This window comes from Gaetbulibacter sp. M240, assembly GCF_043876815.1.
Lineage (GTDB): Bacteria > Bacteroidota > Bacteroidia > Flavobacteriales > Flavobacteriaceae > Gaetbulibacter_A.
The window spans coordinates 1-13,004 of record NZ_JBAWKA010000001.1; the positions used below are offsets into that span (position 1 = coordinate 1).

Annotated in this window: 13 protein-coding genes; all 13 read right to left on the reverse strand. The window is 33.3% G+C overall.

Annotated features, from left to right (window positions below):
- Window positions 1-101 precede the first annotated feature (101 nt).
- The 13 genes from V8G61_RS00005 to V8G61_RS00065 all read right to left on the reverse strand — a co-directional run bounded on the left by V8G61_RS00005 (window position 102) and on the right by V8G61_RS00065 (window position 12,987).
- Complete coding sequence (locus V8G61_RS00005) at window positions 102-656, reverse strand: toxin-antitoxin system YwqK family antitoxin (protein ID WP_394873312.1); 555 nt, start codon at window positions 654-656, stop codon at window positions 102-104.
- Between the two features lie 86 nt (window positions 657-742).
- Window positions 743-1,798, reverse strand: a complete 1,056-nt coding sequence (locus V8G61_RS00010) for an alpha/beta hydrolase family protein (RefSeq protein ID WP_394873315.1) — start codon at window positions 1,796-1,798, stop codon at window positions 743-745.
- Window positions 1,799-1,947: 149 nt separating this feature from the next.
- Window positions 1,948-2,454, reverse strand: a complete 507-nt coding sequence (locus V8G61_RS00015; protein WP_394873317.1) for a hypothetical protein — start codon at window positions 2,452-2,454, stop codon at window positions 1,948-1,950.
- A gap of 176 nt (window positions 2,455-2,630) precedes the next feature.
- A complete protein-coding gene (locus V8G61_RS00020) occupies window positions 2,631-3,557 on the reverse strand; it encodes a hypothetical protein (protein ID WP_394873319.1) in 927 nt (308 codons plus the stop codon).
- 151 nt (window positions 3,558-3,708) lie between these two features.
- Complete coding sequence (locus tag V8G61_RS00025) at window positions 3,709-5,274, reverse strand: serine hydrolase domain-containing protein (protein ID WP_394873321.1); 1,566 nt, start codon at window positions 5,272-5,274, stop codon at window positions 3,709-3,711.
- Window positions 5,275-5,509: 235 nt separating this feature from the next.
- Window positions 5,510-6,688: a DUF1624 domain-containing protein gene (locus tag V8G61_RS00030; protein ID WP_394873322.1), complete on the reverse strand. Its 1,179-nt coding sequence runs from the start codon at window positions 6,686-6,688 to the stop codon at window positions 5,510-5,512.
- Between the two features lie 187 nt (window positions 6,689-6,875).
- A complete protein-coding gene (locus V8G61_RS00035; RefSeq protein ID WP_394873323.1) occupies window positions 6,876-7,778 on the reverse strand; it encodes an abortive infection family protein in 903 nt (300 codons plus the stop codon).
- 168 nt (window positions 7,779-7,946) lie between these two features.
- Window positions 7,947-8,390 carry a hypothetical protein gene (locus V8G61_RS00040; RefSeq protein WP_394873325.1) on the reverse strand — a complete coding sequence of 148 codons (444 nt, stop codon included), beginning with the start codon at window positions 8,388-8,390 and terminating at the stop codon, window positions 7,947-7,949.
- Window positions 8,391-8,548: 158 nt separating this feature from the next.
- Window positions 8,549-9,238, reverse strand: coding sequence for a hypothetical protein (locus V8G61_RS00045; protein WP_394873327.1), 690 nt, complete (start codon window positions 9,236-9,238; stop codon window positions 8,549-8,551).
- A 149-nt stretch (window positions 9,239-9,387) separates the two neighbouring features.
- Window positions 9,388-9,789 carry a hypothetical protein gene (locus V8G61_RS00050; RefSeq protein ID WP_344741648.1) on the reverse strand — a complete coding sequence of 134 codons (402 nt, stop codon included), beginning with the start codon at window positions 9,787-9,789 and terminating at the stop codon, window positions 9,388-9,390.
- Window positions 9,790-9,947: 158 nt separating this feature from the next.
- Window positions 9,948-10,265: a hypothetical protein gene (locus tag V8G61_RS00055; RefSeq protein ID WP_394873329.1), complete on the reverse strand. Its 318-nt coding sequence runs from the start codon at window positions 10,263-10,265 to the stop codon at window positions 9,948-9,950.
- Window positions 10,266-10,615: 350 nt separating this feature from the next.
- Window positions 10,616-11,953 carry a fibronectin type III domain-containing protein gene (locus V8G61_RS00060; RefSeq protein WP_394873331.1) on the reverse strand — a complete coding sequence of 446 codons (1,338 nt, stop codon included), beginning with the start codon at window positions 11,951-11,953 and terminating at the stop codon, window positions 10,616-10,618.
- Window positions 11,954-12,132: 179 nt separating this feature from the next.
- Window positions 12,133-12,987: a hypothetical protein gene (locus V8G61_RS00065; RefSeq protein WP_394873332.1), complete on the reverse strand. Its 855-nt coding sequence runs from the start codon at window positions 12,985-12,987 to the stop codon at window positions 12,133-12,135.
- Between the last annotated feature and the right edge of the window lie 17 nt (window positions 12,988-13,004).

A 13,004-nucleotide genomic window follows, 5' to 3' on the forward strand; every position in this document is an offset into this window, starting at 1 on the left:
TTAGTATTTAACTTTACAAGTATACAAAAAGCTGAAAATTCCGCAGGAATTTTCAGGATAAGCGATAACTAGCAATTGCTTATAGCCGATGTTGGCAAACGTTATTTTATGTATTCACCATTTTCATATTTTAAGGTTTCAAGCAACTTTCCGTCAATATCATACATTTTCATTGTTCCATTTCCGTCTACCAAAGTTCCTTTATCCATTTCATTTCCTTTGCCATCATAACAACTAATGATTTCAATTAACTTTCCGTAGTTCCATTTTCTTTCTGTTTGAATCTGACCATTATCAAAATACCATTTCCAAATTCCAGTTCTTTTGGCATCTATTAAAGTTCCTATTCCTTGTCGATTGCCATTTGAGTGAAAAAAATTCCACTCTCCAGTTTGTTTTCCATTATTAAATTTTCCGATTTGTCTTATTTTTCCGTTTTCGTGAAATATTTTCCATTCGCCAGTTTCACTTCCGTTTAAATATGCTCCAATTTGATAGATGTTTCCATTCTCGTATAAGAGTTTCCAGTTTCCATTTTTTTTATCGTTTTTGATTTTTCCCTTAGCTTTCAAGTTTCCGTTTTCATAAAATTCCTTTTGAACGTTACAAGATGATAAAGTCAGTAGTACGATAATTGAAATTAATATTCTATACATCAATTTTTCAATAAACTTGGTCTTAATGTTTGCCAACGGTTAATATATGAGCCGTTTTAATGGCTTATATATGTTGTTGGCAATAGTTATTTTAAATTTTTTATCCATTCCGAAATATCAGCCATTACTTCGGAATCCATGGTTTCAGAGATCTTGCTGACTTCTTCAATTAAACCTGTTTCGCAATTTTGAAATAGATGATTAAGTCCGGGATAAACCTTAAATGTGCTTTCTATTTCACTGTTTGATTCAATTAACGTTCTTACCATATCAAATTCACCTGGGTATACTACGAATAAATCTTTATCTCCGGTAATAGCAAAAACAGAACAATTAAGTTCAGATAGCATTTTGGAATCGATATAATTCTGCATTTCCTCAAAATTTACAGAGTTCACAAACCAATTCGCATCCTGTTCAATTTTTGCATCCAACTCCTCTTTTTTTGTGTCTTTTAAATAATAGTAATGATTAATATTTAGGCTGATTAAGTCTTTAACCATCTCCCTTGTTTGAGCAATGTTATCACCTGTTTTAACTAGTTCCCAGATTTGTGTTTCAATATCAATTTGCTTTTGAATCACACCATGTTCTACACCTTTAGCTCGCAATTCAGCTTCTGTCATATTTAACAGTGTCCGGTCTGAAGGCAGGCCAGGAGGAGCCATTAATACCAAAAAGTCGCAGACCTCATTGTTTAAGGTTGCCATAGGTGCTACTTTGCCACCCTCACTGTGGCCTATGAATCCCGCATAGCTAATTTTTGAGTGCGATTTAAGATATTTCAGTGCTTCTAATGCGTCAGAGGAAAATGCTTTGAGCGTGGCACTGTCAAAATTCCCCGAAGATTTACCTACTCCCCGCTTGTCATACCGATAGGAAGCTATTCCATTCTCAGCGAGATAGTCGGCAAGCACTTTAAAAAACTTGTGCCCTTCAAAGGTTTGATCACGATCCATTTTACCGGTTCCTGCCACTAACACAACTCCTGGATAGGGACCAGAACCTTTTGGTAAAGTTAGACTGCCAGAAAGTGTGACATTATCAATTGGATTAACTATTTCGACTTCCTGGGTGGTATTGGATCGACCACATGAATACAGATAAAGCGAAAAAGATAGTATGATACAATATTTTCTCATTCAGTAATTATTGCCAACGTGATTGTATATGGTTTGTTGCGTGGTTAAACACTTAATTTAGCAAATAAAAACCGAATAGAAAATCCGCGAGGATTTTCGTAAGTATGCTAGAACTAGCAATAAATTATATACGGTGTTACCCAACGTTTTTATTCGGATTCAATTTTCCAATTTTCCGTATTTAGAAAACCGTTTATAATTTCATAATCAGGCAATTTCTCAAAGTTTAACTTTAGTTTTATTCCGCTATATTTTCCAAATACAATATTGTCAATTCCAAATTCGAGATTTATAAATTCCGTTTTATGGTTTTTGTCAAATGTTCCAATTTGGTCATAATCCGCAATAATAAATTTATCTTGAGTTGGAATTTCCGCTAAATCTCTAAATTCCATTTGTTGGTCAAAAAATAGAGTTTCTCTTTTCTCAATATCTAATATATAAAATCCGTCACTTGTCAAAATAGCAACCTGATTTATTTTTTCCGCAATTGCAACTTTTTTAGGTTCTCCTCGAAACATTCCAACCCAATCAATTCCGCTATTTGTTGTGAATTTTATCCAACTCCAAATTTGACTTTTCCAAACTGTATTTAGGTCAAAAGTTTTTTCTTCATATTGACCAGAGGTCGGTTGATAAATAAATTCAGCTTTCAATTTTTTCTTTCAGTTTAGATTTGAGTGGTTAATGTTGGGTAACGGTCTAGGCTATGATTTCGTTGTGGAATCATCCGCAGGATTATTCTGCCGAAATCCAGCCGTTTGATTTATACTTTTATTTTGGTGTGGTACAAAACCACAATGAATTATAGCCATTGTTACTACACGTTTTTTTATTCTGAAAGCCAATGTAATGTATTCAATACAAATTGTTTCCAGTCGTATTCTTTGAGATTCATTCCAGCAGGTTGTTTAGAACCTTCTTCTCTATCAAAAATCATTGCTGTAAAACCGTTTGAATCTCCAAGAGCGACAACTTTTCCTTTTCCAATAATTCCAGCCAAAGCTTGAGAGTTGCCTTTTCCGATTGGTCCAACTCCTGTAGAGTGAATTACATTTTCCGAAGTTTCTGATAATTCTAACAAGTTTGTGTATTTCTTGGCTGTTAATGCGCTTCCTCCAAATGTCATTAGTTTGGTTATTCTTTCTTCTTTTGTTCTCCCTTTTATAATTGGGTGGTCCCTTTTTAATCCTCCATTTTGATGTGTGAATTCAATCCATCCTGTATTCCCAATTTTTTTATTATAGTTCAAACTATCAATTGCTCTCCCAATACTTGATTCAATTCCAAACCGATTAAGTAGTGGGTTAATTGCCTGGTCAAATGGTGCATGTTCACTAAAAACTAAAAGTGAACCACCATTATTAACCCAATCATACAAGCTATTTATCTCATCTTGGCTAAATGTTATTTCGTCTGTCACCTCGGTTTTTGTTGTGAAGTCGAATGGAAGTGCAGTTATAATCATTACAATGTCAAAACGTTTTAAATATTCAGGCGTGAATTTTAAACTATCGACTATGGTCTGATATCCATCACTATTGGCTAAATCAGAAAATGGTTTTATAAAATCCCATTGAATAAAAAAATTATGGTGAGCACCATCTAAGAGTATTTTTGGTCCTTTCCCCTTTTTATAAGTTGGCTCTTTTACTTCAGAGTTAAATTCAGGGTCGTTTGACATTGGCCATTGTCCAAAAGTCAAATTACAGGACACAATCAAAACAAATATTGTGAAGTATACTTTTCTTGTCATCATCTTTTTTTAAATGTGTGGTAACGGTGGCGGTATGAAATCGTTGGGGACTACGGGTTAATTTCCTATCCAGTTACACTGAACTTAATACGTGGCAGAATGTTTGAATAACCACTTAGACCCCAATGTTTTATAACGCGTGTTGGCATTTCGTTTATTCTATTTTATTAAACTTAAATTTCTTCTTATTAATCCATTCCAAAGTAAAACTTCGATTTTGTTCATCGTCATTTAGAAAGGTTATTTTTGATAAAAATCCATATTCTGGAGGTCTAAACCAACAAATAAATTCGCTTTCCTTAAGGTGAAGTAGTTTACTTTCGAATCCTGTATTAATATTTTTCAATATCAGGTTATTATTGATTTTTAACAGTTTTGAATTGAATCTATTATTTGATATACATTCATACTTTCCCAAAAGGGAGTCAATCTGGTTTATACTTGGTAATTCGTGAATTTCTGAATCTAATATTTCTTTCCACTGATCAAGAAACTGATTATTATAATTCCATTTTCTGTATTTTATATATGGATCTGTTATAGCCATTAAATTTTCAAAAATGTTTCTTATGTGATTTCGCGACTGATTAAAGTACAATGCAATTGTATGCTCATTTGGATAAACCATACCAACAGTCCCATCAGAGCCTCCATGCATATAAAATCCTATCTTAGATGAAGTTGAATCTTGCATTAACACTCTCCATGCTAAGGATTGATGGGAAAAGGGAGCTGTCACTGACAATGGGGTTACTGTCGATTGGGCCATTGAGACAACCTCTTTTGATAAAATTTGATTGTCATTAAAACTCCCGTTGTTTAGCCACATAGAAAGGAACTTGGCATAGTCCATCGCAGTCGTATAGACGCCCCCATGACCTCTGAAATATTTATATTCCGGCTCAAGTGAAGCGTTCCAATATTGCGTGAAATCGTTAATACTATCATTCCATTCATACGCAGGATTCAGATTTGTAGCCCAATTTAAATCAGGGTGAAAAGTCGTATAGGAATCCAACATCTTCAGTGGTCTGAAAATGCGCCGTTGAATAAATTCTTCTGCTGGCATACCCGAAGTAATTGTAATCAATTCAGTTAAGACAGCTATGCCTGAACCACTATAGTAAAATAAACCTGGATCCTTGAGGACCCCAATCTCACCGATTTCATCGACCACCTCTCTCAAAGTTTCAAATTCATAAGGTCGTTTTGATAAACCAATTTCCTCGAAATCGTGACTCTTTAGTCCACTAGTATGACTCAGCAATTGTTTGATCTTGATGTTATCAGATTTAGCATTGTTAAATGCTGGAATGTATTTCGCGACTTTATCATCTAATGAAATTTTGCCATCTTCCATTAATATCAATATCGCCGAAGCGATAATGGGCTTTGTCATTGATCGAATCCTATAAATACTATTCTTTTGTAGCTTTTGTCCTTTCTCTTTATCACTCCAACCGACTACTTCGTGTAGCTGAATAGTGTCGTTTCTAATAATTAAGACCTCGGCTCCGACAAGCCGATCTTGCTTTTGTAAATTAGAAATTTGTTCAAATAAGAATTCAAAATCATTTGTTCCGCTTGGCTTTTCAGATAGAAAATAAAAAGAATCAGAATTTGATTTTTCCGAATTTTCCTTGCACCCGCTTAACAGTAATAGTAGAATGACTACTAAATATTTTAATTCATTTTTTTTTAAAGTCTTGCTTAAATTCATTTATTATTGTTCTAAATGAGTCAGAATGAATGCCAACGTTTGGTGTATGGTTAGTTGCGTGTGCAGCAACTAATTTAGTAAACAAATACTTGCCAGAGGAAATTCCGAAGGAATTTTCGTGATAAGCACTAGCCATAGCAATTAATTATACACGGTGTTACCCAACGTTTTTTTAACGATTGTGAAATTAGTTTTGCCATGAACTAACTATCCCGCATGTGTGAATAGCTGAGATTTATAAATAACTCAACCACCATTTATCTTTATTATTTGCTTTATAAATCATGTATTTTTTGCAACTAGGGTATAGTAAAATAACTATACTCATCCATACAATATAAACGATAAATAAGGAATAACCATAGTTGACTAAGTTTGATGACCATCCAGATCCTTTGCCAATTAAGTCATGCCAATTTCCACCAAAAACAAGAATGCCAATTATAGCAAAAGCATGAATAACAAACACGTGAACAAAATAAAAGTATAGTGGCACTCTTCCAAACACCAAGAGGAAATTAGTAGCCCTGTTTTTATAATTTTCTATAGCGTATAAAAACAATAAAGAAGGTCCCATTGTAATTAATAAATAGGCTAATGAGGGTGGATATTTGGTAACGTTAAAAAATGACAAAATTGTAAAAGTTGTATTTTTTTGAACAGACCATGGTAATAGATTTCCATAAACATTTATTCCTCTTAAAATGAAGAATAATGCAATGGAACTTACTCCTAAAATTAATAACCATTTTTTTCTTATTGAAACTTCAAATTTCTTTGTGTAAAAGGTGCCAAAGCAATAGCCTAGAACCATCAATCCAATCCATGGAATAACAGGGTAATGAAATACTGCTAATTTAAAAGGGTATAGGGGCAAACGTTGTTGTTGATGCAATAAATACCAAATCACAGATTTAAAACTGGTGCCTTCAAATACAATTCCATCTAATAAATTATGACCCGCAACTAATATAATACCAATACTAAGAATTGCTTTTTTTGGCAAGTATATTAGAAATGATAAGCAAACCATGCTAAAACCAATAGCCCAAATAACTTGAAAAATTATTATCTCATGGGTCAAATCAAAAGTCCAAATGAGGTTATTTAAAGTGATTTCTAAAATAATGAGCCAAAGTCCTCTAGTTAGTAAGAACTTGGAAAGTTCTGGTTTGGATTTATTAGTGCCGTATAAAAAAGCCGAAGTACCGGCTAAGAATACAAATACCGGAGCACAAAAATTAGTTATAAAGCGAGTAAAAAACAAAAAAGGAGTGGTAGTTTCCATATTTGTAGGATCTCCCAAAAAAGCGCTGTAATGAAAATAATCTCTTGTATGGTCTAATGCCATAATAATCATAACGAGTCCTCTTAAAATATCAATGGATTCAATTCTTTTAGTTTTAATTGACATTATGGCTTTGTTTTATTGTAAACATGTTAATATTTAGCTCTGTTGTAATGTTGGGTAACGGTCTCGGCTATGAGTAGTTGCGTGGGTTAGCACTTAACTTTGCAAGTACACACCAAGCTGAAAATCCGCAAGGATTTTCAGAAGTAGGCGAGGACAAGCAATTATTTATAGCCATTGTTGTAGCCAGTTATTTTTTTAGTTCGTGTGTTTCTAATAAATAAATCGCCAATGTAGAAGCTGCTCCCACTGCTAATTTAGCGTGTCTTGGTTGTAATCCTTTAAATTTCCCGTCTTTTCCGTGTCCGCTTCCATATTCATTTCTTACTTCTCCAATTCCCTGTACAACAGATGATAAACTTCCTAAGATTTGTTTTATTGAACTCGCTGCTTTTGCTTCGTTAGGAATATCATCTGGTGTTAGTTTTAATAATTTAGTCGTTTCTTTCATTAATTTCGGTAAGTCCCAATTTTTGTCATATTCTTCTTTTCTTTCGTCAAAAATTGATTTACACGAAGTTTCAATTAATTCTTTTGCTAAACCAATTGAAATATGTGGTGAATTCTCAATTGAGGATTCCATTAAATTTATTTGTTGAGAAACGTAATCAGCATTTAAAATCTGTTTTATTTCTTTTCCTTTCTTCTCAATAGATTCTTTTCCGTTTATTTTAATTCTACCAACAAAAATTGGTTTATTCGATATTCGAGTTTTTTCTACAACCTCAAAATTATCATCAGCTAAATTGTCATTAAAAATCTGAAGTAATTTGTTAACTTCTTCCTTATCTGCTCTGACTAATGGATGAATCATTTCGCAAATGAAATTCAAAAATTTTGAGTCGTCACAGTTTAAAAGATTGAATCGGTCGTCATTAAAAATCCAATTATCTTCCCAGTCATAGTTATTAACTCTATGTTGCCAAATATCTCCTGCTGCATTCGGAAAACGGTTGTCGTAGGAAGGCATATTTTCCAAATCAAACATTCTTGATAAGAAATTAGCTTCTTCAAGTCTTCCAGCCCACCAAAAACCTTCTACTTGGATAAAGTCAAATATATTCTGTCTTGTTATTTGTGATATTTTGTTCAATGAATTTTCTTGGTTTTAATTGGCTACAACGGTTACGTATATGAAATGTTGCGTGTTTGTGTGCGAGGATTTTCCGAAGGAAAATCAGAAGCTAGCAAACAAAGCAACGAACATTGGTTAAGTAAAAAACAGCAATTTTTTATATACAATGTTACAAGCAGTTTTTTATTATCGGTAACCATAAATTATTAAATTTTCATTATCAATTTCCATTTCAAATTCCCCAATTGAATCGGTCATTATTTTTATTTTATCAATATTTTGATTGAACTTTTTCGGTTCTAGTTTTTGGTCTCTCATTTGTCTGTCAGACTTCCATTCATAAGGGAAAATGATTTGCTCAATTTCCTTAAATTCACAAGGTCCTCCAGTCAGAATATTGTCTTTTATTCCAGTTTTAGAAAATGAGTCATTAAAATTATCCGTTTTTGGTATTTTTATTTCTCGAAGAATATCATCAAAAACACTCTTGATATAACACTTTTTTATTTCAGTAAGATTATTTGATAATCCAATAAACAACTTTGTCCATTTTGAATTATTCATAAAACTCCCAGAAAACATTTCAATTTTAGTTTTCAGTTGTTTTTCGTATTTTTCTATATCAATCAAAGTGCTGTTTTTAAATTGCTTGTAACGGTCTCGGCTATGAGTAGTTGCGTGGTTTAGCACTTAACTTTGCAAGTACACACCAAACTGAAAATCCGCGAGGATTTTCAGAAGTAGGCGAGAACAAGCAATTACTTATAGCCATTGTTGTAAAAAGTTTTTTAATTCAATATATCCCATTTATGACCATTCCAGATTTTTAACTTTTTAGTATTCAAATCATAATAAATAGTTCCCTCTTCTATTTCGTCAGGTATTGAGGTGGTAGGTATGATAACAAATGAGCCTTTAACTTTTAAATCAGCATTTACATCTAATTTATTGGTTTTAAAATCACCGAATAATAAAGGATGTTCTGAATCAGAGCTCTCAACAATAAGTTTATTAGAAAAGTTTCCAAATTTTTGACCAGCATGAGTTCCAATTACAATGTTATTGTCTCCTATTTTCTGATTAGCTGCTGCTTTACCTATTAATGTATTATTATTACCATTAATGTTCTGACCAGCATAATTGCCAATTACCACGTTACCATATCCTCTTGAATTTACGCCCGAATGATAACCAACCAATAGAGAATTTCTTGTCATATGAGAAGTAGCTCCTGCTGAATTGCCTATAAAAACGTTCTCGCTCGCTTTGTTATATTTCCCAGCATCTATGCCCACGTAAGTTATATGTTCTCCAAAATATCCTTTCCCCTTTTCTATAATTTTATAGTTTGGTTTTTTTAATGATTCAATGCTGTCATTTAACGAGTTAATTCTATTTTCAAGTATGGCGATTTTTTTGTTTAGACCACAGGAACTTAAAAGAAAGCAAAGGGTAATAATGGTATATGTTTTTTTCATTTTAAATTTTTTACAACGTTTCGGCTAAGAGTAGTTGCGTAGATTAGTTATTAAATTTACAAGTACACACAAAGCTGAAAATTCCGCAGGAATTTTCATGGTAAGCGGGAATAAGCAATTACTTTTAGCCATTGTTGTACAACGTATTTTTATTTAATTTTATGAATCCGACCTTTCATCCTACTTCTGTTAAATGAGTTTACCCGCATTTGATCTTGTTTTTTTATAGTTCCATAAATAATAACAGGAATTAATAAAAATCCGCCAATAATATAGATCACATAATTGCTTCTACTTTGCATAAATACGGGACTTACAAAAAGGAACATTATTGGCGTTCCGATAAAAAAAATCAGTCCCGCGCTAATTTGTGCGATTTTTGATTCTTTAGCATAAAGTTCATCCACGAAAAAGTCAGTTTTTATTCCGCATTTTTGGCAAGTCAAAGTCATATTTTCTCCTTCTTGCATTGCAAATTCAACCCTTGTACCTGAATTGGTTGAATAACTAATCTCAGCGTTACATTTTTTACATTTTCCGTAAACTTTCATTTTTTTTCGGTCAGGTTTATGTTGTACAACGTTTAGTATAAGGTTTGTTGCGTGATTAAGTAACTAATTTAGCAAATTAAACCGGACCGTAGGAAAATCCGCAGGATTTTCCGATGGGCGAGAACCAAGCAATGAATTTTATACGTTGTTGTAGCCAGTTATTTTATAATTCGATTTAGCCTTTTTTCCAATTCCGCATAATTTTCGATTTCTCCTTTTTTGTCATAAGTTCTATTTCCAAATCCAAATTCTAAAATATTAAGCAAAAACTGGTCCTTATATTTTTCTGTCAGCCGATTTTCAACCAATTTAGGTTTGCAAATAAAAACTCCGCCTAAAACATCGGCTGGTGTTTCATTTGCGGAACCTTTTGTTTTCAAAATCATTTCAATAAAATTGTCAAATAATTCCACATCATCGTTTTCACAGGTTAATTTTTCGACTTTAAGAATTGCTGGATTTAGTTTGGTATCCACAAAATCGAAACTGTAATTCTCTTTACCATAATTTTTGGTATAATCTTTCATAACGGAAATTATTTCATCCCTGCTTTGAGCAGTAACAGATAAAGTAAAAGTTAGAAATAATAATGACATTAAATTCCTCATTATTCGTAGGATTTCCTTAATTGGCTACAACGTATGGCTAAACACAATTGTGTTTAGCTCCACTATATTTATATCGTTTAAATATAGAAAAATTCTTATAATATAGTTAGCTTAATACTTTCAAAAAGTTATTTAAAACAAATTCTAGCCTACTCATCAGAAGACTTCATGTTAATAATAACTTGCAAAGCGTATTAAGCCCTATGACTAAAACAGAACTAATCTTTCACTTCCAATAGTTGTTTTTTACCCGTCTTAAAGTTTTTGATGATAGTTGCCCGATCATATTCTTCCCCTAAAGCGGTGTAGGCAACATAGGTTAGTTTTTTACCCGTGACACTGATGACCTGAAAGAATTGTGTTTCCTCAGCAGATTGGTCTAGCTTATAGCCCTCTGAGCTATAAGATTCCAATTGTTTAGGATCTAATTTATATTGCTTGGGGCCACTCACCGATGTCACATAAACGGTACTCAAATTTTTACTTTTATTAGAATCGGAGCTTCGAACAGGGACATGTCCTCTGGCGTAGGTATGATCGTGTCCGTTTAGTACAAGATCTACATTATATTTATCAAATAAGGGTTTCCAATATTCTCGGGCAAATTGAAAGTCCCGGCCTTTAGCAGGCGAAAATACCGAGTGGTGGCAAGTGATGATATTCCATTTTTTCGAAGAGCTTTTTAACTGTTTTTCGATGTATTCAGTCTGCATTTCAAGCTCCTCATTCGAGTTAAGCACAATGATTCTTATATCCTGATAATCGACAGTATAAACGGTTTCATGTATTTCTGACGGTAAACTTTGTTCAACAGGTAGTGTAAACTGTGGCCTCCATTGTATGGAAAGTTTTCTGGGCTCTCCTTTTTCAAGGGGACTAAATTCATGATTACCCACAACAGGTATGGCCGTCCATTGACTATGGATAAAGCCACCTGCTTTGTACCATTCTGCCCATTCTAAATCGCGGTGCGCCCTGTTTATAAGGTCTCCAGCATGAATGACGAAGGAGGCGTCAGGAGCTGTTTGATAGGCCATTCGAATCACGCGCGACCAATGCGATAAAACATCGTTCTGAGCATCGCCAAAATACACAAATTTAGTTGGGGAATAATCAGTTTTTGCTGTGCGGAATTGGATCCACTCAGACCAGTAATTATCCCCATCTCCAACGCGATAAGCATAAAGTTTATTAGGTTTCAGTCCTTCGAAAATGACACTGTGATAATGGACAATAAGAGAAGTGTTTCCTTTATATAAACCCAAATCAAATGGCTCCGTAACGGCATCTATGGTCGTGGCATTATCTTCAAAAGTTGAATTCACCGTGGCCTCGGCTATTTGGGCAACGGCCTTCACAATACTTGTATTAGTGCGCCAGGTTACGGCTCTATTTGTTGCCGGATCACCGTGAAATGTTAACATAATCCGATCCGGATCCATACTAGGGATTTCCCATTGACGCAAGCCCTCATGATGATGTTGAGCCAATATGGGTAACGTATGTAGACAAGCTAAGGCTAAAATGCAGAGGGTAAAACAATTCTTTATCATCATTCTTCTAATTCGTTTATAAAATTGAGCTTTAGAAATCAAAACTAATTATATAATTTAAGTTAAAATTTCTAATTATTAATAACAAAAATATTATGAATTCAACCTTGTAATTAAAAGTCTTACCGATACCAGTAAGTATGTAAGCTATTTTAATGGCTTAGATACAGTGTTGTGTGTGGTTATTGTTTTATAATATTATCTTTAACAATAACATTTTTACATAAATTAAAATCATTTATTCTAATATCGTTTGCTATCTTCTCTATAGTATTTTCAATTATCTCAATATCTTGACAATCACCATTTAATTCGGGTTGGTTTTCCGGTGGAAACATAGAAGAAAAAGGAAGAACACCAATGGCATTATCTATAGCGCTATCAATGGGTATTTTTTCAGGTTCTATACTGTAAAATCTATTTCCTTTTACTAAAACATTAGATCCATTAATTGTCAGGCCATGATAATTATCTTGAAAAATGTTATCCCGAATCACTACGGTGTTTGGATTAATTCCAACGACTCTTATTCCAGTGGAATTATATCGAAAAAGATTATTTTTAATTAAGTGCCCTCCATATTGTTCTATTTGTATATTGGCACCGCTCTCAAGTTGTTCCAAATCGTCGGGTAAACAACACCCTATCATTAATCCGTGCCAGGCGTATTCAAAAATAAAATTTTCAACAGTTATTCCTTGTCCAACAAGCTCAAATCCCCCACAATTAAATATTCCATACAAATGTTCTGTGAAATCATCCGGATGACATCCTCTAATTATGGTTTTATTAGGATTTCCTTTAAGCGTTATGCCGTTAATATCAATTTGAATTTTATTCGAGATTAGATAAGTACCTGAAGAGAATTGAAGTGTATCTCCAGGTTTTAGTTCTATTAACTTTGAAACTATTAATTCTCTATCTATGGTTTCATTACCTGAAGGCATAGGAACGACAATGGTTTTACCAAAATTATTTTGCGCACTAATTTTTAGAGCAAATACCAACAATAGTAATATTCCAAATGTTTTTGTCAATTAATTCCTTTTTTCTA